This is a genomic window from Balneolales bacterium ANBcel1, from assembly GCA_029688905.1.
In the GTDB taxonomy this organism is placed as follows: domain Bacteria; phylum Bacteroidota; class Rhodothermia; order Balneolales; family Natronogracilivirgulaceae; genus SLLW01.
On sequence record JARULB010000004.1, the window covers coordinates 86,960 to 110,436 of the forward strand.

Here is a 23,477-nt window from a genome sequence, read left to right on the forward strand (position 1 = left end):
GTAACGTAACGTTGCAATTTCTTAATATATTAAAAAAAAGAACAGAACCTAACCTTTATTCCAGCCAGGCCGACTCCACCGAGAATCCGTACCGCTCGCCGGCGACATCCGCTTCTGTGCCCGTAGTATCTATGTAGAACTGGATTTCCTCAATTCTGTGCGGCCGTACCGGTCCGGGCACCCCCGTGGCATACCACACCTCCATAATGGTGGGGAAAGCTCTGGGCAGGAGCATGTATCTGTCGGGTACAAACGAGTCCAGCGGGATACGATGCTCGCGAAGCGAACCGTCCACCGGCACCGGAGCACTGTAGGAGTTGGCGTCATCATCCACCAGAATCACTTTGAGATCGGCCGGCAATGCATAGTCCGTTCCCGCGCGAACTACCAGATACTCATAGGAATCCAGCGTGGAGCGGGTAATCCCGGCGATATGGTCTGCGATGAAGGTGGAGTAGCCCAGAACGTGCCTTCCTTCGGTCGGTTGTGTTGTGGAGACGCTCCGGACCATCTGTCCGGCCCGATCGCCGGAAACCAGCTCCATCCGGTTCTCGTTGCTTCCCCAGGTCGAAAAGGCCTCGAAGGTGTCGTGGTGACGCCTGCCCGCGTTCCAGATTTCGAGCGGTGCGCCTGTTTCAACGACATGGGTCTGCCACGCTTCGTCGTAATAGAAGTTCCAGCGCCAGGGCGCGCTCGGGTTACCGCCCGGGAATGTGAGGTACTCGTGATCGCCTTCCCGCTGAATCACAATCCAGTACCGGACCGCACCTGGGGTCATGGATGCCGCCGGAATGGCTGCTCGATATTCGTAGGGCCGGACCTCCTCCATTTCAATGCGCTGCGGTGGCCCAGCAAACGGATTGACTTGCAGCAGCACCGTGTCGCCCTCCTTCAGTCCGACCACATCGGCCGAGACCTCCAGCGGTACTCCGGCTTCCGCCTGACCATGGGGACGATGCCAAACAGCCGGTTCTTCGGCATTGGCGGGTACGGCATGGTACTCGCCGATCCTGATATTGCCCATGGGGCTGTCGGGTCCCCACCGGTCGCCGGAAACTCCATCGCGAGTGAGCAGATAGGCGCCCGGAGCGATGGTAACCGCTCCGTCTCCGGCCTGGCCGCGGAAATCGTTGCCCTCATTGAGTCCCCTGACGGCAAACGAACCGCCAAGATCTGACAGGCGGATTTCCAACGGATGCGCGCGCCATTCGATATGAGTTACGTATTTATCGTAATCGGGGGCTTCAAACGGGTCACGGACCGGGATGGCGTCGGGCAGTACCTCCAGGCGCCAGACTCCGTCATCCAGCTTGTCCAGCAGATAGGCGCCCCGCCCCGGGTACGATACCACCGGGGAGGAACCGACCCCCGCAATCCGCTCCAGAGCCGCCTCGTTGCGGGGTTCCGTATCGGTATTATTGGAATAGAGGAAGGCGGTTTCGGCATTCATTTCGCTGAGGTCCAGGTGGTGGCTCATGCGAAAATCCCCGAAAATGGTGTCGGCGGGATAATCGTCGAATGACTCACCGAGTCCGGTCTGACGAAAGACTTCGCCCGCAATGATCATACTTACCGCCCGGCCTGGCGTGTAGACCAGGTTCAGGTAGTGCGACCGCCAATCGGTATTCAGATGAGCGATCCCCAGCGCCGTGTATGCGAAATGGGCGGCAAACTGCATCTCGGCCTCACGGAAACCGCGAGCCGACATCGGCAGGGAGTAGTTGTTGAGGTTGTCGGCCGGATCAAATTCGTAAATCATCTTAGCCATGTTCCGATAGCGCTCGTCGTCCTCGAACGGCACCGTAAAATGGTTGACAAAAGGAAAGTAATTGGAACGCTTTTCCACCCCTTCGTACAGTCCGGCGGGATACCACTGAAAGGTGACCCCGTCGATACGGGTGTCGAGCTTGGCGTCGGTCAGCTGGAAGTTGTGCGAAATATTATAGAAAATGGGCTTGTCCCAGCCGGATTCGCGCAGGTGATCGGCCAGGGTGTTAATGAATTCCCTGGTTTGATCGGCGCCCCGGTGGGTGGGCTCGTTATCGATTTCCAGGGCGATGATGTCGGGATCATCAATGGCGCTCAGGCCGGTGTAGGGGTTGACATGGTGGATCAGCTGCTCGAGATAGTTCATGATCACCGGCCAGTATTCCGGATTTTGCGGCGCTTCGCCTTTTGTGATATAGTTGGCAAATCCGGGCGGTTGTGTGATGTTGCCGTCGGGCCAGCCCGCATCGTAATAGATGGTCGGTGTGAGGATGGTCTTGATGCCCCGCTCGCTCATCTTGTATATGGAGTAGTCGTGGAGGTCAAGATGATGATTCTGTAGCAGGTTGCCCAGACTGTCGGTAATCTCTATTTCATAGAGATGTGTGCGGAAGGCATCCATCCCCATGCGGGCCAGGTGGTATATATCCTCATCGATCGCCTTTTTGTGATCATGGCCCATGAATGTGAGCCCCCGGTAGGTCTGTGAAAACGGCGCATAGTAATTGACCCCGAACAGATTCACCTCATCGCCCGTCTTCTCCCAGTACATCACCCCGTCTTCGATATAGACCCCGCCGGTTTGTGTCCCGGAAGCGGCCGCATTGTCCGACGAAACCCGGCTTTTCGCTTGTTGCGAGTCAGCGGAGGCGTGCTGTGATGCAGCATGGGTGGATGGTTCCTGCGGATGCGATGTGGAGGAAGCACCGGCACAGGAGAGAGCCGGCGTCCCCATCAGAAGCAGGAAAAGAAAACCGGAGGCGATGAGGGAGTCCGTTCGGATAACATGTTTCATGATCAAGGAGTTATTGAAATAGGATATGTTGGATGTGTTTCCAGCCTCCGCAGCTGCTGCAGCGAGGCCCGATTGGGTTTGTCCGTTGTTCGGGTACCGCCGGCGGAATAACATGTGGATTTTGGGATGCGGCTTTCCGCCTGCATCCCCACGATACACCAGGATCATACCGGTGATGGCCCGGAGAGTATTTGTGTGAAGCCGGCCCCGTTGCCACCGGCTTGAATCACGAAACCCGGGACCTAACGCCCGGTGCCAGGCACAAGGCTGATTTCATTGACGGCGTGGGTGCCTTCGCCGATTTGCGCCACATAAAAATCCGGATCCGCACCGGTTCGTCCCCGGTAGAAGGCGCCGATTTGTTCCTGAATATGCTCCAGCTGCTCCAATTTGACCAGGTTGATGGTGCATCCGCCAAAACCGCCTCCCATCATACGGGCACCGAGTACCCCTTCGAGGCCGGCGGTAGCTTCTACCAGAATATCCAGCTCACGGCAGCTCACCTCATAATCGTTGCGCAGCCCGAAATGAGACCGGTACATTTTTTCGCCGAAGGCCGGCAGGTCTTCCCGCAGCAGATCGTCACAGGCTTCAAGCACCCGCTTGTTTTCTTCCAGAATGTACCGGCATCGGCGATAAACCATCTTGTCCATTTTGGCCCGGTGGTCTTCCAGCTGTTCAAACGTGACATCGCGCAGGCTTTCTACCCCGGGATCCGATTTTCTGATGATGGAGACCCCCTCTTCGCACTGCTGCCGGCGAATGTTGTACTCCGATCCGGCCAGCTCCCGTCGGACGTTCGTATCGCATAGCAGCACACGTATGTCATTCCAGGCGAATGGGTAGCGTTCGTATTCCAGCGAACGGCAATCCAGCTTGATCACCTGGTCGGCCTTGCCGTGCAGGCTGGCAAACTGATCCATGATCCCGCACTGAACACCGACAAAATGGTTTTCGGCACGCTGGGAGATTTGTGCCATTTCCCGGCGGCTGAGGCCGAGCCCGAACAGCACGGACAGTCCGTAGGCGACGCCACCTTCAAGCGCAGCCGATGAGGAGAGTCCGGCGCCAATGGGGATATCACCCCCAAAGACACAGTCAAACCCGCCGATCAGCGATTCCGGATCAGCCTGACCGGTTTCGGTCCCATCATTCGTACCATTGCTATCGGCCGACGGACGATAACCCGCTTTCTGGAGCTCATCCACCACTCCGATAATATAGTTGGCCCATGCCACCTCCGTTTTTAGATATTTTCCGGAGACGGGTACATCGATGGAATCCGGCTGCATATCGACAGAGCGCAGCCGGATAACGCCGGAATTGTTGGGGCGCATCGCAAGATAGATTGCCTTGTCGATGGCTGCCGGAAGCACAAACCCGTTGTTGTAGTCGGTATGCTCTCCGATCAGGTTCACCCTTCCGGGCGAGCAGATCACAAGCGGCTCCCCATCGAACTGTTCAAGAAATATCTTTTTGATGGTGTCGGTCAGTGTTTGCATCAGAAAATGATTTACCAGAAGAGGATATAGAGCACCGCCAGGATCGCGCAGATGCCGATGGCTCCGACATTGAAGCTGGTTTCGGTGCGGAACATATTGGCCTTGTATTCAACGGCGTTCGGGTCCTTGTCGGAGGTCTCATACAAGGAAATTGCAACCATGATGGCGCAGAGAATCAGGAACACCACGCCCATACGATCCAGGAACGGAAGCGTGGGGAAAAGGAACCGCAAGGCAAAGCCGGTCGGGATGGTGAAGATGGCGGCCCAGACCGCTGCGTTCGGAGTTGCGCGCTTCCAGAACAGGCCAAGCAGGAAGATGGCGACGACCCCCGGACTCACAAAACCGGTGAACTCCTGTATGAACTGGAAGGCCTGGCCAAAGTTTTCTACCTGCGGCGCCACCAGTACGGCTACAAACAGAGCCACGAAACTGACGATCCTTCCGGTGAGGACGAGCCGCTTCTCGGATGCTTTCTTGTCGAAATGCACCTTGTAGATATCCATCGTAAAGATGGTGGATGTGCTGTTGGTCATCGATGCCAGCGATGAAGCGATGGCGGCGATAAGTGCGGCGAATGCGAGGCCGCGCAGGCCGATGGGCACAAACTCGCCGAGCAGCCACGGGTAGGCTTCGTCGGGGCGCATCAGATTGGCTCCGAACCCGTAAGCGGCGATACCGGGAATAACCACGATCAGGGGCATGAGCAATTTGAGGTAACCGGCAAACATCAGGCCCTTCTGCGCCTCGGCGACACTTTTGGCGGCCAGGGCACGCTGAATGATGTACTGATTGAATCCCCAGTAGCTGATGTTGGCAACCCAGAGTCCGCCAATAAGCACACTTATGCCGGGAAGCTCGTAATAGAATTGGTGGTCGCTGCTCAGGATCATTTCGAAGTGGTCCGGAACCTCGCGGAACAGATCCATGAATCCGGCGATAGCGCCGTTGCCTCCGCTAAAGGCGTTAAGCGCCAGCCAGGTTGTGAGGAGTCCGCCGCCGACCAGGAACGTCACCTGCACCACGTCGGTCCAGGCCACCGCTTTGAGTCCGCCGTAAATCGTATAAATCGCCGCAAAGACGGCCAGGCCGATGATGCCATACATGAGCGGGAAACCGAGAATGGTCTCCATCGTCAGTGCACCCAGATAGAGAATGGAGGTCAGGTTCACGAAAATGTAGACCAGCAGCCAGAAGATGGCGAGAATGGCGCGTACACGTTCATCAAACCGCATACCAAGGAATTGGGGCATGCTGTAGATTCCCTTCTCAAGGAATATGGGGATCATGAATTTGGCGACCAGAATGAGCGTCAGGGCGGCCATCCACTCGTAGCTGGCAATGGCCAGGCCGATGGCGAAGCCGGATCCGGCCATGCCGATCATCTGCTCGGCGGAGATGTTGGCGGCAATCAGTGAGGTTCCGATCGCCCACCAGGGCAGGGATTTACTGGCCAGGAAATACCCTTCGGAATCTCCGGTGCCCTTTCGTTTGGCAATGAACAGCCCCAGTCCGAGAATAATGAAGCAATAGCCAAAAAATACAATGAAGTCGATAGCCGAAAACTGCATAATACCTGATTTGATTGGTTATGGGTTCCAGAGCGGACGCCTCGGGGCCTGTGACAGGAACACGTGTCCCTCTGCTGCCGGCGAATAATGGTAACACCGTCTATGATAACGCTAACATTTGGTTAATTCAACAAATTTCATATTACATGGAAGCGGGCCTTTCACCTCTGATTTTGCTACATACACCCACACGAGGAGCGGATTTTCAGGCTGGTGATCACTTCGATGTTCTCCACCGGCTCGTTTTTATTTTCGATGGTGCGAATCAGTTTTTTGGCCGCCTTTTTTCCTACTTCGTAGGCGGGCTGGTGCACGGTGGTCAATGGACATGAAATGAGCTCGGCGCGTACGTCGTCGGTAAAGCCGACGATCGCGACATCGTGCGGAATCGAAAGCCCCTGTTCGCGGATGGCGTCCATGGCGCCGAATGCCACCGGGTCGTTGGCCGCGACCACCGCTCTGGGCCGCAGCTCCTGCGGCAGTGCCAGCAGCTCCTTCATGGCGCGATAGCCGCCCGACTCCTGAAAACCGCTCTCCACGATCCATTCGTCTTCGATCGGCAGCTGGTGGCTCTGCATGGCGGCCAGGTACCCCTGCAGGCGTTTCATACCGATCGAAACCCGGCGCGGGCCACTCAAATGCGCGATTTTGCGATAGCCGTGGCTGATGAGGTGCTCGGTGATCTGCCTGCTGCCCGAAGTGTCGTTCACCCCGACGCAGCTGGCGCCGATATCCTCAATGCACCGGTCAAAAAACACAAACGGAAGCCCGCTGTTGATCACCTGTCGGTAGTAGCTGTAGTCGTCTTCTGTCTGGGAGCTTGAAACCATGATACCGTCAACGCGTTTGGAGCGCAGCGAGTCGATGGCGTTAATCTCCCGCTCGAAGCTCTCCGCCGTATTGGCCAGAAACAGCTGGTAGTTCATGTTGTAGGTGGCCTCCTCAATGCCCCTGACCACCTCCGGAAAAAACGCATGGGAGATTTCCGGGATGGTGACCCCGATGGTGTAGGTCTTGCTGGAAACCAGGCTTTTTGCCACATGGTTCGGCGTATAGCCCATTTCACGCGCTTTCTCAATGATCCGCTTCCGGGTGTTCTCTTCTACATTCGGGCGATTGTTGATCGCCCGGGATATCGTCATGGTCGATACACCCAGCGCCTTGGCCACCTCCTTGAGGGTGACATTGGATCCCTTGCTTTTCGCCTTTCTTGCCATCGCCTGGTTTGTCTCTTTTGTTTTGTCAGCAGGTGCAAGTTAACAATTATTTCGAATCCATACGGACCCGGCTTTTCCGAAATTGCCGGCCTTCCGGGACAGGCATCACGCGAGCGTGTCACCTGTCCCGGTGCCAGGGCGAATCACTCGACCGACAGAGTCAGGCGTGCTGTTTCCAGTTGATCGCCGGTTGCGGTAACGGTTACCTCTCCGGTCGAACTGCCCGCACGGAGCAGGACCGTCGCTATACCGGCTTCCGCTGCGATGGGATTGTGTCCGATAAGGTCGGCATCCCCATCCACAGTAAACCGTATTTCGGGTTCTGCGGCAAACACCGTGTGGCCGTCCGCATCCACCACCGAGGCATAGACGAAAATGAGGTCATTGACGCCTGCTTCCAGCGGACGTCCGCTCAGATCGGCCGACAGCTCCAGCGCCACCGGATCCGACGGGGTAACCCGCTCGTGCTCCGCGACTTTCTCACCGTCGATGTATGCTTCGGCGCGAAGGACTCCCGGCACGAACTCATCCAGCTCAAAGGTAAACGGCGGGTGGTTCAGGTTGGTGGAGACGCGGTCCTGATCGGGCCGGCGCCGTTCAATCTGCTCGCCGTTCAGGAAAAGGGCCACCTCATCGGCATTGCTGTAGACTTTCACCTCGGTGTAGTCGTCAGAGCCATCCCACCAGTTGGCGATATACGCCATCGGCCGGTCGAACCCGGCGTCCGGTGAAAAGTCGGGATCCGCCTGGCTCTGGTAAAAATAGAAGGTGAATTTCGGGATCCGGAAGATATCGCGGATTCCGGATGCTTCCAGATCGTCGGCATATCCGCGGTTGTAGTCGTACATCACCCAGTTGGCATCGCCGAAGGCCGGGCTGTACAGATTCGAGTTATGCGCTTCCTGGAAATTAAGCGCCTGCTGGGCGAGGCGGCGCTGTCCGAATCCGCGAAGCTGACGGGAGTTCCGCTCTTCGTCCTGCAAGTCTTCGAACGCGTCCTGGTTGAAACCGGCATTATGCGCATAGTATTCCCAGTCGCCGTACTCGGCAATGAACAACGGCTTTTCGGTGCCGTATCCGCTCCAGTATTCCGGTGGACTCGCATGCTGCCGTGCCGGAATAAAGATATCAAATGCGTAGTCGATCCATCCGGCCGTGTAGACATCGCCGTGCGGCAGCTCCTCTTCGACGATCTCCTGAGACCGGTCCATGAACCATTCGGGCACTGCCGTTTCATTCAAGGACGCCTCCCAAATCACCACGCTCGGGTGGTTCCGGTCGCGGCGAATCATGTCCCGGATATCCTGATACGCATTCTCCTGGAACACTTCGTCGCCAAAAAACTGCCAGCCGGGTATGTTGTTCATATAGAGCAGTCCCAGCTCATCCATGGCCTCCATGAAGGCCGGAGAAGGCGGATAGTGTCCGCCGCGAATGAAATTGAAACCGGCTTCCCGGATTTTGATCGCGTCGCGGTACTGGGCGTTGTCGGAAAGCGCATAGCCGACATAGGGATATTCCTGGTGCCGGTTGGTGCCGCGCAGATACAACGGCTCACCGTTCAGCACAAAGCCGTTCTCCCCGTCGATGGAAAAGGTCCGGATACCGATGCGGAGCTCTTCGGTATCGACCGGCGTGCCGCCTTCGAGCAGCTGAACAGAAAGGGTGTAGAGGTACGGATTGTCCGGTGACCACAGTTCCGGGCCGTTCACCTCAAGCATACCCTCGAACAGCGTGTAAGAACCGGCATCCACCGTCTGCGCCGGAAGCTCACCGGATGTTACCCGCTCACCGTCGGCGCCGCGCAGGATGTAACGGACCGTCGCCTCCCTGGCTTCGGCATCATCGTTCTGGATATCGGTTCGGATATGTACTTCGGCGCGGTCGTGCGTCACATTTTCGTACCACACATAGACACCGCCGGCGGCCGGGCGGTCCGCCAGGATCTCGTCGGAGATATGCAGCGGATCCTTCACCTCCAGGTATACGTTCCGGTAGATTCCGCCGAACCAGTTGAAGTCAAGCTCCGCAATCGGCTTGCCGGGCGGGATCTGCGGATTGTCTTCGTTATTCAGTGTGAGCAGGATCACATTCTCCTCGCCATAAGCCAGTTTGTCGGAGAGGTCGATCACAAACGGGAGGTAACCACCGTAGTTGGTGTGAATGTGCTCGCCGTTGAGATAGACTTCCGCCTCGTGCATCGCCGCCTCAAAGCGCATGGTGACTTTTCGGCCGTCGTATGCCTCATCGGCATGGAAAGCCTTGCGATAGACCGCGGTGCCCTGCCATTGCTGGTCTTCGATCACCAGCGGCTCCACATGGGCGGTATGGGGCAGCCTGACCTGCTCCCATCCGTCGAACGTGGCACCCGATGTTCGGAAAAACTCGCCATTCAGTTCCGGATCAATGTTACGTGCAAATTCCCATCCGTCATTGAAAAGCATACGGGTTTCCTCAACGGGTTCTTCCGCAACCGGCCCACAGTACCATACGAGCGGAATCATCAAAAATATCAGGAGGAATGTCTTTTTCATCTGTTTAAAAATTTTGGATTTATAATGTCAGATAGGATTCCATGACCGGTTTTTATCATGCGACTTTGAGTCCTGGCACCAGCCCGGTCATGTTCGTTTGATCTGTTTATATCATTTTTGTGAATATGTCATAGTTACGAATATAAAGAATCAGCGTAACCATACCGATGTAACGGCAAATCCGGCTTTTTTCGGGGAGTCGCCGCCTTCATGGTCGGCACCGGTAACCAGCTGAATCTCTTCAATCCCGGCGGGGTTTAAGTCGGGATCTGCGGCACTGTTGAACCAGAACGGCATGAAGGGCGGATAGGGCCTCGGCAGCAGCATGAAGGCATCCCGGCGGAAATCATCCAGCGAGAGGTAGTGCTCTTCATAACGCCCGGAGAGGGTCAGCTCGGCGCTGAACGAGGATCCGTCCCGCTGCACCAGAATCACCCTGACCACCGATGCGTCTCCCGCCATGGACTTTCCCCGCACCATCAGTTCGGAAGCTTCCTGGGCACGCGCTTTGCGCCCCTCCACATTGTCCCTGACAATCGCCGCCCAGCCAAGTGCTTCGGTGGTTACCGGCGCCAGATCATCCGTCCGGACCCACACCGCTTTTCGGCCGGGACGGTCGGAGGCATCCACACCACGATGGTAGACTTCGTGCTGCCAGGTCTGAAAGGCAAAATTGATGTTGCCGAGATCGCGGGCGGTCTCAAACAGGGAAACCGGCGTATCGGCAGACGCAACATGGACTTCCCACACATCGTCATGATAAAAGTTCCAGTCCCAGGGATGGCCGTCGAACTCGCCGGGGAAGGTCGTGAAGCCCCCCTCCTCTTCCACAACAATCCAGTAGTTCATCAGGCCCGAGTTCACCATCCCGGCCGGCATGGTGAACTCGTATTCAAAGGCGGCAACCTCCTCCATCACCTCATCAAAATAGAGCTCTCCGAAAATGTTGCCGATCAGATGAACACGCGCGCCGGGGCCTGTTCCGGCCACAGTAGCGCGTATGGTGTGCGCCTCGCCCTCATCGATGACCGGCAGCGGGTTGTGCCGAACCCTCACGGCGTCGGATGTCGACTCGATTGCCACGTATTCGCCGACCCGGATGTTGCCGAACCGGCTCCCGGCCCCCCAGCTGTGCCCTTCACTGCCCTGGCGTGTCAGAATGTAGGCGCCCGGCAAAATCCGGAACGAGCCGTCTTCGGCCGCCATACTACGGTCGTTGCCCTCGTTCATCCCTTCAATCGCAAAGCGATCGCCAAGATTCGGGAGACGCACTTCCATCGACCGCTCGTGCCATTCGATCACCGACACGTGCTTGTCGAACGCCGGGGGTTCGAAGGGATCCCGAACCGCGATCACATCCGGCATCACTTCCAGGCGCCAAACCCCATCCTCCAGCTTGTCCAGAAAATAGGCGCCGGTGCCCTCGTAGTGAACGACCGGCGAGTTGCCCACTCCGGCGATATGTTGCAGCGCCGAGGCGTCGCGTGGTTCGGTTTGTGTGTGATTGGAGTAGTAAAACGCGGTGTCGGTATTCATCTCGGAGAGGTCCTCCGAGTGACTCACCCGAAAGTCGCCGAACTGCTTGTTGTGCGGGAAGGGCTCCGGTTCCTTGCCCAACGGCCAGGATCGGAACACCTCGCCGGCGATACGCATGCTGACGGCCTTGCCCGGGGTGTAGATCATGTTCAGGTAGTGGGTCGGGTAGTCGCTGTTGGCAAACGCGATGCCGAGCGGATCGTAGGCGAACTGTGTGGCCCACTGGAATCCGGCCGCCCGGAAGCTGCGTGCCATCACCGGGTAGGCGTAGGAGTACATCAGGTCGGAGGAATCGAACTCATAGATAAAGCGGAACTTGTCCTGCATCGCTTCGCGATTACCGAAGGGGATGGCGTACTCATCGATATACGGAAGGTAGTTTTTGCGGATGGCCTGACCGCCTACCAGTCCGCCGGGGTACCACTGAAATCCGACCCCGTCGATATCGGCATTCATAACCGCGTCCACCACCGGAGGGTTCTCGGCGATGTTGTAGAACACCGGCTTTTCCCAGCCGTTATCCCGCACAAAATCGGCCAGGTCGTTGATATAGGCGGTGATTTCATCCAGATCGCCACTATGCAGCGGCTCGTTGACCAGCTCGACGGCGATGATATTCGGGTCCTCCTGATAGGTCTTGCCGGTGTACGGATTCTTGTGCGTCAGAAACTGATCGAGGTAGTTTTTCAGGATATCCCGGTACTCCGGGCGGGGAGCGTCGGTTTTGGAGATGTAGTTGGCAAAGCCGGGTGTGGGGGTGGCTCCGTCGGGGTAGGCGTTGTCATAGAAAGTGAGCGGGGTGAGGATCACCTTGATGCCGCGCTCTTCCATCTGCCACAGTTTGTAGTCCAGCAGGTCGAGATGCTCGTTGTGCAGCAGGTTGCCAAGGCTGTCGCTGATTTCGGTATCCCAGACATGGATACGGAAAGCGTCAAAGCCCATCCGCGCGAAATGGTAGATATCCTTGTCCATTTCCTCCTTGTGATCCATTCCGAGCAGATCCATCGCACGCCAGCTGTGGGCAAACGGCGGGGAGTAATTGATACCGAAAAACGAGGCCTCCTCACCGGTTTCAGAGCTTATCAGAATGCCCTGCTCATTGACATAATACGGGACAGCGGTATCCTGCGCCTGCGATTGCACCGGCGCCGACGCCCATGCCACCAGTGCGGCCAGGATCAGGAGAGTAAATCGGTCGAAAAAGATTTGCTGCATTGTTTTGAATAGGTTGAGGTACTTGTTTACTGTTTTTTTGGGAGGATGGGGAGGATGTAGTCGGGAGCGAATGCTCTTTGAAGTATGCGGTTCAGGGTTGATCCGGGGCGTGCTGCGGACAAGTACCCCGCAGTGAATGGCCCGTTTTTCTGTGAGTTTCTATTTGAGCAGCGTCATGCTCCGGGTGTAAACGGCATCACCGGCTTGCAGCACGTACATGTAGACTCCCGATGAGAGGTGTGAGCCGTCAAATTCGACACGATACACGCCGGGGGCATGAGGAGCATCGGCCAGCGTTGCCACCGTTTGGCCCACCATGTTGTAGACGCGCAGTGTGACGTGGTTCGCTTCGCTGACTTCGTAGGTGATCAGGGTGGCCGGATTGAACGGATTCGGGTAGTTCTGCTGCAGGGCCATCCGGCCGGGGACATCGCCGGGCCCTTCCGAATCCGTGGGTATCTCAAACGCCTCGCAGGTGCCCCAACGGAAGGCAAACGCGGCGGCGGGCTCATCGGGGATCACATAACCGCGGTCGGAACTCCACCAATCGGCACATTCGGCCGGCACTGACTCACGGGCGCCCCAGCTGTTGTCGTACATGAAATAGTAAGCGCCTTCGGCTCCCGGGGCCATGTAGGTGACATGAGCGTAGATCTGGTTGCCATGGTGGTTCATCGGCACGATCTCCCAGTCACCGTTGCCGGTAAACGAGCCAGTCATGTAGACCGTACCGTCGTACTCCACACCGGCATCGGACATATCCACGCTGAAGGTCACCTCCACCTCATCGTGGTCGCCGGGCGGCTGACAACTCTCCCACTCAAATTCAAAGATCACATCCTCTCCGGGAACCACAAATCCGCGATCCGTATCCCAATGCTCGGCACATGCCTCCGGGACACTTTCGCGGGCATCCCAGTCGTTGCCGTTCACAAAATAAAACGCTCCGTCATCCCCTTCCGGCAGGTAGGTAAACCAGCTGAAGATACCGTTGCCCTCATCGGCCATGGGAATCAGTTCCCAGTCGCCGTCTTCTCCGGTGAACGAGCCGGTGATATACGCGCCTTCCTCGGCCACATCCACACCGGACATATCCACCCGGAAGGTCACTTTGGGCCAGTGCGGATCCTCATAGAACCGCCGGTTGGTCCACTTGCCACCGCCGTTTTCCATGAAGTTGAGGTCATCGGGATGAAAGAACGCCACATGCGTGTGGGAAGAGCCGGTAATCCAGGGAGTGCGGCAGGGGGTATCCACCCATGCGGGTTCCCAGAAGATGACGCCGTTGCCTCCGGCCCTCATCACCGCCCTGGTGTAGTCGACCATGTATTCAAGCTGCTTCTCCGGGATGACGGGCAGGTATTCCGGATCAGGCGTGTTGATGATGCCGCCGTAATCCTGCGACCAGAGATAGCCGGTCTCGACCGCCATCACCTCATACTCCGGGTAGGTGTCGACCATGGTTTCGACCAGCGATTCCAGTTGGCCGATGCTGCCCTCGTGCCAGGCGTAGTAGTAGGAGAAGCCGATGATGTCGAAATCGGTGACGCCGGCGGCGGTCATTTCGCCGTACCACCACTGGAGACCGTTTAAATTGGACCAGTGCAGGGCAATTTTGGGGTTGATGGATCCGGTTTGGCCAAATTCGCGAACCGCACGGATGCCGGCGTTGAACAGGGTGGCATTGCGCTCAAAATCACCGGATCGGGCCACGGACTCCGCCGGACCGAAATCCGATGGATTCTGGGTGTACGCTCCGGGCAGGTGCAGCAGGATACCGGCGTTGTTCTCGTTTCCAACCTTGACAAACTCCGGGGCCAGCCCTTCGTCTTCCAACCGGCTCAACACCGCCGCGGTGTAGTTGTATATGGAGTCGGCCAGAGCTTCCACATCATGTGCGGATTCCTTCCAGGCCCGGGGAATCAGCTGACGGCCGGGATCGGCCCATATGTCGGAATAGTGAAGATCAAGCATCAGCTCCATCCCGTAATCGCGGGCCCGCCGAAACGTTTTGATGACATCTTCGAGGTCGCTGTAGTACGGCCTGACGCCATCGGGCTGGCTGAGCGGCTCCTGCCACCAGGAAGGATCGACCCATAGCCTTGCCCTCACCAGGTTCGTCTCCTGCCCGGCGAAAATGCCAAAGGGATCCGCCGGCTCGCCCTGGTAGAGATACTCGGCTCTGCAATCCTCCATCTGATTGACATAGGAGAGGTCATTGCCAAAATAGAAAGACTGATCCTGGGCTCCTGAACGTATGGAAAGAAGCAGGAGGATGGCTGCGGCAAGAGAACTGAGTCTAAGGGTGAAAATCATAGGAATATGTGCTGATTTTTAAAAACGGTTAACTATGGGAGTCTGACCGTAAAATATCACGGCCGGCATTGGCAGGCACGGACAATATTTTCGGGCCGCTATTTGATCAATGTCATGGTTCTGGTTTTGGAAATGCCGTTTGTGGCCATTTCGTACAGGTAGAGGCCGCTGGAGAGCCGGCTGCCGTCGAAGGTGACGTGATGGGCACCCGCAGGCCGGTAGCCATCCGTGAGAACCGCAACTTTTTGTCCCAGTGCGGAATAGACGGTAATCCGGACATGTGCCGGTTCCTGCAGCCCAAATTGAATTTGGGTAACCGGATTGAACGGATTGGGATAGTTCTGATGCAGCTCGACCCGGTCCGGGATTCCGTCGGGATTGCCGGCGGATGTTTCCTCGCCGATATACCGGCATGATCCCCATCTAAAGGCAAACGCGACATCTTCGTCAGGTATCACATAGCCACGATCGGAATCCCACCAGTCGGCGCACTCGGCAGGCACCGTTTCGCGGTAATCCTCGTAATTGTCCCAGCTGTCGGTGGTCATGTAATAATACGCGCCCTCCTCTCCGGGAAACAGAGAAATTTCATAACGATAGATTTCATCGCGGAGGTGTTCCATTCGCGCGATTTCCCAGCCGTTCAGATGGCCGGTTATATAGACGCCATCCTCATAATCCACTCCGGATCCCGCCATATCCACCTTGAAGACGGCCTGTACCGTCTCTTCCGGCTCCGGGGTGGTGATGATTGTTACAAAGTTGTCACGGACTTCATTGCGGCCTTCCAGATGAGCCCCGTTGGTGAGCCAAACCAGCCCTTCTTCCAGCGAACTGTTGCCCTGAAACTGCGACTCGGCATGCTGTCGATACGCCTGCATGTACTGCTCGGAGACGGCCACTTCATTGCCCGATATCACATTGTCGACAATGGTTTCCTCGAAGTCTTCGTGGATGCGGATCAGGTCGGTGGTGCGGCCTATCCGGGGGTTTTCCTGGCGTACCACATTGTCGGCCAAAATGTTGCCGCTGGTTGGCACATGTTGCTCATGACTGCTGTTGATGAACAGGCCGGCGATCCAGGAGTCAACGACGGTATTGCCTCTGACCTCGTTGTCCTGCGAGCCGCTCAGCAGCCAGATGCCCCTGGGAAAGTTCCTGACATAATTATCCTCGATCAGGTTGCCGCGGCTGTCGTTGGGAAGCCTGATGCCGCCGTACGAATCACCGGGAGGATTCTCATTGATCACCTCGTTGCCCCGGAACACGTTGTTTTCCGCTCTGGAGAGATTGATGCCCGGACCTGTGGGCGAACCGGCTGTCCGGATGAAGGTGTTGTTGATGATTTCGTTGTCGCGGAACCGCAAGTCAGGCCGGTTTTCCCAGCCGGTGGAAAGGCCGCGGCCATCCATGTTGTCGAAGATGGAATTGGAAATGCGGGAGTTTTTTGCAAGGCGAATGATGTTCCCGCCGGAATTGGTCATATGAACGTGATCAATCACCAGGTTTCTGAAGTGTTCTTCAATCCATATCGCCCCGATCCATTCGCCGACGTCATACATGTTCACATCAATTTTCAGATGCGACAACTCCATGTCCAGGGTCCGGTTTTCGGAATAGTGGTGGGTGTGGGCGAACAGCGAGTTCCTGGTATAGTTCCTGTGGGTAGTATTTTTGATGACTGATGTTTCCATGCCCTCGCCCTTGATGCTGACTCCCTCCCAAAAGCCCAGTTGGCGGGCGATATGAAAGGTTCCTTCCGGAATAAAAACCGTGCCCGGCTGCTCGCGGCTGAAGAAGTAGTCGATTGCGGCCAGGATATACCCGGCCTGATCCTCTTCAACATCACTGCGGGCACCATACCATCGGATATCAACGGACTCTCCGTCCCATTCGCGCATCCATCGGCCCGTTTCGGTAACATCGGAGGCGACAATCATCCCGCCATCGCTCTCCTGCACCTCACCGGACGCAAAGGCAAACACTCCTCCGCCGCCGTCGCCGGGTTCCCAATAGCCTTCCACTTCCACAATCAGCTGATCTTCGGGGTTTTCGAATGCCTTGAGTCCGGATACCGTTTCCACCGTGGGAAGCGGCTCACCACCATCATCCGCCGAAATCATCATCCGCGAACCGGAGCTGCCGGAAAAGGAGCTCTCACCGACAGCCGGGGATGATCCGGAGAAAAGAAACAGAAAAGCCGTAACGGCGCCAAGTACTGGTTGCAGGGACATAGGGATCATCGGATTCGTAAAAACGGGTGGAATATAGGTTTGGAAAAACCGGTGAACTGGAAAAAAGTGAACAGAAAAGGGCAAACGGAGCCACCAATCACCATTTGCCCTCCTCTGCGACCATAGGATTCTATTTGACAAGCATCATGGTTTTTGTCACTGCACCGGCGGTGGTCTCAAGGCGGTACAGGTAGATGCCAGAGTTCAGTTCCGCTGCGTCAAACTGTACGGAATGTCGTCCGGCGGAGCGGACACCTTCATCCAGCAGCTGCACTTTGCGCCCAAGCACATCATACACGGAAAGAGAGATGTGGGAAGCGTCGTCCAGCCGGTAGGAGATGGTAGTTGCGGGGTTGAACGGGTTGGGGTAGTTCTGCTCCAGTTCAAAGGATCGCGCCAGCGGTTCCTGATCCACGGAGGTCGGCTCGCCGCCGGCAATGCGGAGGGAGTTTACGAAGAGGCTTCCCTGTCCGGGATTGCCCTCTCCCCAGTTCGGGCGGCCGTCATTGAAAAAGTTGACTCGGTCGGCGGTAACGCCTTCGATCACGCCGCTGAAATCGACGTGCGACTGTTCCGTGATGGCTACAACGGCGTACTCGAGATCATCGCCGTTTTGGGTGATGGTGACCTCCAGTGCGACTCCGTTTCCGCGCCACTGATCTCCTTCATCCCAGTCCTCCGGGGAGGCGTGCTCCTCGGCCAGGTCGTTGTTCACAAAATAGCCTTCGCTGTCAAAATCCAGCAGCATCACCGGGTCGTCCCAGCTGCCGTTGTGGAGGGTGAAGCCGGTCAGGCCGGGGCTTGCCCAGTTCCATGCCATCTGAAAAGAGAACACCTGTCCGTCCTGGAGCGGTTCGGCAAAAACACGCCCGAGGTCCACGCGCTGGTCGGCGGCATCCCCTTCGGATGATCGGAGGGCGAATGACATTCCATCGGTATCGATCACGGCGGAATTGGATCCGTTATCGGCTGCCGACTGAAGCAGTACGGCGGCATCTTCGCCATCGATTTCGCGATGCCACTCACCGAAGCCGCTACCCAGGTTTTCCAGGTCCTGGAACTGCTGTTCGGTGTAGTTTGAGGCGTGGTCTTCCGCCACGACGTTTTGTGCCTGCGCAGTACCGGAGGCAAACGCAAAAAGCAGCAAGTATGACAGTATATGTATGGTCTTCATAGGATATGGTCTCCTGTGGGGTTTGTTGGTTGTTTGGATGCTGATCGGATGAAAGCGTAGCAGACACGGGAGCGTGTCAAAGTGAAACAGTTCGGGCGGGTATGCCGGGCCGGGCGGCACGGGTTGGGGTGATGTTCCGTGCCTGCCCGTGCCGCGAAATCCGCATCAATTGTATCCGGGATTCTGATCGATGGCGCCACCGCTTTGAACGATAACCGTTTGGGGTATCGGGAAGAGCACGTGGTGATCCTGCGCATTGGTGACTCCCCGCTCCCGCGCGTTTTCGATGAAGCGTCCGTGGCGGATCAGGTCCATGCGACGCAATCCCTCTCCGTAGAACTCGCGGCCGCGTTCGGCCAGCAGCGAATCCCGGAAGGCCGCCTGGGAAAGTCCGGAGAAGGGTTCCAGGCCGGCGCGTTCACGGACTTCATTGGCATAGGTATATGCTTCGTCGGGACCGCGCTGTTCATTGATGGCTTCGGCCAGCGATAGCAGTGTTTCGGCATAGCGGAAAACGGGCTGGTCGTGCGGGAAACCCTCACCCGGATTCCCGGTCAGGCCGCCGGTAAACTTCAGGGGGATGGCCCCTTGCATGCCACTTTCGCGATTTACCTGTTGGCCTCTCGCATTTTGGTAGCTATCCACGATTGTCTCCAGACGGTGGTCAGCGGGCTCGTAGTTGTCGTAAAAATCCCAGGGCATGTAATACACATTCCAGCCGGGCTGAGTCAATTCGAAGATACCCGATGAATAGTTGGAGGGAATCACCTCGGGTATCCACCAGTTTTGAGCCGCTTCGCCGGCGGGCACCGCGAAGATGATTTCGTCGTTGCGCTGCTCGTTGAACACCGAGGCGTAATCGGGCAGCAGCCGGTATCCCATATCCATGATGTCACGGGCGACGGCTTCGGCTTTCGCCCATTCGTGCTCATGCATGTAAAGACGGAGCAACAGCATCCGGGCGGTTCCCTTCGAAACGCGTCCCCAGTTGGCTGAATTGTTGTTGTACATCGGCGTGAGGTACGGGATGGCTTCCAGAAGGTCGGTTTCGATGCTCTGGATATACTCCTCTTTTGGCGGACGCGGATCGATGTGAGTGTCGTGCATGGTCAGCGGGTCGAGTTTAACCGGGATGGTGCCATGAAAGTCATAGATCACGTACATCAGCCATGCGCGAAGCACTTTGGCCTGAGCAATGTAATAGTCCCTTACATGATCGGGCACATCGGCTTCCGAGCTTTCTATCTGATTGATCACATCGGTGGCCCTGGCGATAAAACGCGACTTCACGAATGTGGCCGCGAACACATCCTGACCGGGAGAGATGGTCATCGTCGCCGGACCCCATGTGAAGTTGTTGAAATCGTCCTGATAAGGTGCATGAAGCTCATCGGTGGTGATCATACTCTGACCCAGGTAGGATTTCGGGTCGGCATTGTACAACGCCGCCGACCATACGCCGTCGCCGGGATCACTGGTGCCCCAGTCGGCGGTAAACGGACTGTAAATCGCCACCAGCGCCTGGTCGAAATCGGATTCCGACGAGAAGAAGGTCTCGGGCGTGAGGCTGTCGTACACTTTCGGATCCAGCAGATCGGAACAGCCGGAAACATACAGCGAACCAGCCCCGGCAATAAGTACGGTGAGGATAAGTGTTTTTACTTTTTTCATCTGCTTAAAACTTTTGATTTATAATGTCAGATAGAATGACATGACCGGTTTTAATCATGCGCTTGTGTGTCCTGTTACCAGCCCGGTCATGATCATTTCATCTGCTTAAGTTTTTTTGATTTATAAAACGGTATGTGCATCTGTGGCCGCGCGGTTTGCCGGGCGGCGGACGCGGGATGTCAGAATCGAAGTTCCACGCCCATGGTCAGGGAGTAGGATTTCGGATAAGGGTTGACTTCGGTGAGTTCCGGATCGTACCCCGAGTAGCTGGTGAAGACCCCGAGATCCTGCATGTTCACAAAGATTTCAGCCGAGCGCATGTTCAGGCCGGTAGCCATCAGCCAGCGCTGCGGGATGGAGTAACCAAGCGAGATATCACCGATGCGAATAAAGCTGGCATCTTCCAGGTCGAAGTCCGTTCCCTCGGGATTGTCGCCGGAATAGGGGTTCGGAGCTACACCGGGACGGGTGCCCTGCGGATGGTCCGAGCTCCATACATCCTTGGCCAGCGTGGTGGTATTAAGCGGTGCTCCGGTCAGGCGCAGGTTGCCGATATTCGGAGCAAGGTTGTTATACCGGTCGAATCCAAGATTGCCGTACACAAATACCCGCACGTTGAAGTTGCCGTAGGAGAAGTCGTTGCCGAGTCCAACGGACCACTTGGGTATGCCGTTGCCGATCTTGACCACATCGTCACTGTCGAGAATGCCATCGCCGTTCTGATCCACAAAAATCAGGTTACCCGGATTGGCATTGGGCATATGATCGGGTATCTCCTCTTCACTGGTGATGATCCCAGCCGTTTCCCATCCATAGATGGCACCGAAAGGATCCCTTTCGCCAACATAGGATGGCAGAGGCACCTGGGGATTGCGCTCGCGCCAGTAACTCTCGTAGTAGGAGATGTTGAAATCGGTTGACCACTGGAACGAACGGTCCGACAGGTTCAGGGTGCGGAGTGTGAGCTCAATACCACGGCTTCGGGTAGAGCCCACATTGTCGGCAATCCTTCCAACCGGGTTGTTGAACGGCATGATATTGAAATCAAGCAGATCGCTGGCCGTTTTCTGATAGAGGTCGACGGCACCGCGCAAACGGTTGCGGAAGAATCCGAAATCAATACCCGCATTGATGGTGGTCACCGTCTCCCAGGCGAGATTCGGGTTCGCGATCTGGGTAAGTGTGACGCCATTCCTGTTCACATTTCCAATCATGTATGAGAACCCGGGGCCGTAGAGTTGCAGCGTGTTGCCGCTCAGCACGCTTTCGTTGCCGGCCTGACCGTAGCCCAGGCGGATCTTCAATTCCGAGATTTGGTCCACATCGCGCAGAAACGCCTCATCAGAGATGATCCACGCGGCGGATATCCCGGGGAAAATCCCCCACTTGTTGTCTTCGGCAAATACACTGGAACCGTCACGGCGGACAACACCGGAGAAGACATAACGGTCGTAGAGCGTGTAGTTCACGCGCATGAACTGGGAGAGCTTGGTCCGCTCGTTCCTCCAGGAAAACATTTCGGTACGCTCGCTGTCTTCGGCAATGGCAAGGTTATTCTCCCTAAAGGCGTCTGTGAAAAACCCGATACCAACTACACCAAACCCTTGTCCTTCAGCTCTGTAAAGACCGGATCCGGCAACAACATTAATCGCGCTGTTTTCCATCCGGCGGTTCCAGGTAAAGAAGCCCTCCACACTCATATTATCCCGGGTGGCTTCGGTTTTTTGCCCCATCCCTTCCGACAGTCTGGAGTGGTTGGAGGTTCTCGGCAGGTAGAAACTGCGGACGGTCTTTTCCGTGTCGTACTGCCCGCGTAATGTTCCCTGCAGATTCTCGTGGAACTGAACTTCGAGCTTTGGCGCAACAAAGATGTTGGTGGTCTGTGATTCATCCGTCATGTCAAAGAATGATACCGGATTCATGATGAGGCTGTTGTACGTCCTTGAATAGGCGCCGGACTCATCATAGACATCGAAAGTCGGAGCAAAACTCACCGCTGCCTGAATCATGTTCGAGCTGCCCGGACCGCCGATACTGGCTCCGGTAGCCGGATTATTGCCGTCAATGCGGCTGACGGTCGACCGGATATTCAGATCGACAAAACGGCTCAGCTGCTGGTCCACATTCAGCCGTCCCGCATATCGTGAAAAAGTGGAATTTTTCAGGATGGCCTCATTGTCCTGGAAATTGAACGAGCCGAAGACCCTGGTTTGGTCGGTTCCTCCGCTGATGGAGATGTTGTGTTCCTGAATCGTACCGTTTCGCATGAGGAGGTCGGGCCAGTTGGTGCCGATGCCGGCAGCGGCTATTTCACCCTGGGAGAAGAGCGGGCTGTAACCGGAACTGGCGGGATCGCCCGGACCATAAGGCTGCAGATTGTTCTCATACCGGTAAAACTCATGTGCCAGCCGATCCTGCTGCTCCATGAATTGCCGCTCGTTCAGCAGCGGGAGGTAATCGTGCGCCCGCTGGGTGGTCATGCTTCCGCGGTAGTTTACCTGGATGTCGCCGGCCTGTCCGCTTTTCGTGGTAATAAGTACTACCCCGTTGGCCGCTGCCGATCCGTAAATGGCCGCGGCGCTGGCGTCCTTCATCACGGTGATCGACTCGATATCCGAGGGATTGAGATAGCTGAGCGGGTCGCGGTCAATGCCCCCGTAAAAACCCAGAACTCCACCGGAATCACCTTCATCAAACAGGCTTGGCACTGTAGATGAGTACTCGGTAACCGGAACACCGTCAATTACATACAACGGCTGGTTGCTTCCGCCGGGAGAAATGGCTCCCCGAATGTTGACCGAAACGCCACCACCGGGCTGGGCTGACCTTGTCTGCATGTTCAGGCCCGGAGCCTGGCCCTGGAGCATCTGGTTGAAGGAAGTTCGTGCGACGGTATTCATCGTTTCCGTCTGGACCGACGTGATGGAGCCCGTCAACTCCCGCCTGCTCTGGGTTCCGTATCCGACCATAACCACCTCCTCGCCCATGATGGCGATGCGCTGCATGGTCACATTCAGCACTTCCTGCTCGTCAATGGGAACCTCCAGCCGTTCAAAACCGATGAACGAGAAGATCAGGGTGTCTGTGGCAGCGGGCGCGGTGAGTCTGAATTCACCCATGCCATCGGTGGTGGTTCCAATATTGGTTCCTTTCACGATAATATTCACACCCGGCGATTCCATGCCCGCGTCGTCGGTTACCGTTCCCCTGACCTGATGTTGGGAAAAGGCCTGACCCGCCAGCAGGACGATGATGACCAAACCGGATATCATGCTCTTAACCGTATCAATTCCAGCCATATTTTTACTCCTGGATTTAGTTACTGAATCATTTTATTGGTAATAGTTCAGGTGCTGCCGTTCATTGTTGCCTGTCACCGCACCCCGCCGCTTGCTTCACACCGCTGTGCCGGAAATACCGGGATCATGAGTCGCGCGAAATATCACCCTAAAAGCGCTTCCCGCTTATGCCAAACATGGTAGCGTTAACATTTTTTTACACAGGGATCATTTTTTGATTGTGAAGTGAATCTTATCCCGGCAGCGTTTATTTCCGAGACAACCTGGGCCGCAGTTCACTTGCCTGAGCAAATCAAACCGCAAATCAGTGAACATGCAACCATCAGCCGCTTTGCTCTACGGCCCTTCGCAACTCGCAGACCATTGCGTTATCGATAACATACACATGCAAAATTCGGGATCGATTATTACTGGTTCAGGTTGTCA

11 protein-coding genes are annotated in these 23,477 nt (G+C 56.4%); all 11 read right to left on the minus strand.

Annotated elements, in window-relative coordinates:
* Positions 1 to 55 precede the first annotated feature (55 nt).
* The 11 genes from QA596_06685 to QA596_06735 all read right to left on the minus strand — a co-directional run bounded on the left by QA596_06685 (position 56) and on the right by QA596_06735 (position 23,051).
* Positions 56 to 2,782 carry a hypothetical protein gene (locus tag QA596_06685; GenBank protein ID MDG5767143.1) on the minus strand — a complete coding sequence of 909 codons (2,727 nt, stop codon included), beginning with the start codon at positions 2,780 to 2,782 and terminating at the stop codon, positions 56 to 58.
* A gap of 242 nt (positions 2,783 to 3,024) precedes the next feature.
* Positions 3,025 to 4,284 (minus strand): galactokinase, encoded by a 1,260-nt coding sequence (gene galK / locus QA596_06690; GenBank protein MDG5767144.1) that lies wholly within the window; start codon positions 4,282 to 4,284, stop codon positions 3,025 to 3,027.
* Between the two features lie 11 nt (positions 4,285 to 4,295).
* Positions 4,296 to 5,855 (minus strand): sodium/sugar symporter, encoded by a 1,560-nt coding sequence (locus tag QA596_06695; protein MDG5767145.1) that lies wholly within the window; start codon positions 5,853 to 5,855, stop codon positions 4,296 to 4,298.
* A gap of 176 nt (positions 5,856 to 6,031) precedes the next feature.
* The gene (locus tag QA596_06700) at positions 6,032 to 7,072 is read right to left on the minus strand and encodes a LacI family DNA-binding transcriptional regulator (GenBank protein ID MDG5767146.1); all 1,041 of its coding nucleotides are present in this window, start codon (positions 7,070 to 7,072) and stop codon (positions 6,032 to 6,034) included.
* A 143-nt stretch (positions 7,073 to 7,215) separates the two neighbouring features.
* A complete protein-coding gene (locus QA596_06705) occupies positions 7,216 to 9,516 on the minus strand; it encodes a glycoside hydrolase family 2 TIM barrel-domain containing protein (GenBank protein ID MDG5767147.1) in 2,301 nt (766 codons plus the stop codon).
* Between the two features lie 240 nt (positions 9,517 to 9,756).
* Positions 9,757 to 12,357, minus strand: coding sequence for a hypothetical protein (locus QA596_06710; GenBank protein ID MDG5767148.1), 2,601 nt, complete (start codon positions 12,355 to 12,357; stop codon positions 9,757 to 9,759).
* Between the two features lie 159 nt (positions 12,358 to 12,516).
* A complete protein-coding gene (locus QA596_06715; protein MDG5767149.1) occupies positions 12,517 to 14,673 on the minus strand; it encodes a glycosyl hydrolase 53 family protein in 2,157 nt (718 codons plus the stop codon).
* 98 nt (positions 14,674 to 14,771) lie between these two features.
* Complete coding sequence (locus QA596_06720; protein ID MDG5767150.1) at positions 14,772 to 16,907, minus strand: glycosyl hydrolase family 28-related protein; 2,136 nt, start codon at positions 16,905 to 16,907, stop codon at positions 14,772 to 14,774.
* Between the two features lie 130 nt (positions 16,908 to 17,037).
* Positions 17,038 to 18,081, minus strand: a complete 1,044-nt coding sequence (locus QA596_06725; GenBank protein MDG5767151.1) for a T9SS type A sorting domain-containing protein — start codon at positions 18,079 to 18,081, stop codon at positions 17,038 to 17,040.
* A 165-nt stretch (positions 18,082 to 18,246) separates the two neighbouring features.
* Entirely contained in the window at positions 18,247 to 19,752 is a 1,506-nt protein-coding gene (locus QA596_06730; GenBank protein ID MDG5767152.1) for a RagB/SusD family nutrient uptake outer membrane protein, read from the minus strand.
* Between the two features lie 179 nt (positions 19,753 to 19,931).
* Positions 19,932 to 23,051, minus strand: coding sequence for a SusC/RagA family TonB-linked outer membrane protein (locus tag QA596_06735; protein MDG5767153.1), 3,120 nt, complete (start codon positions 23,049 to 23,051; stop codon positions 19,932 to 19,934).
* Positions 23,052 to 23,477 lie beyond the last annotated feature (426 nt).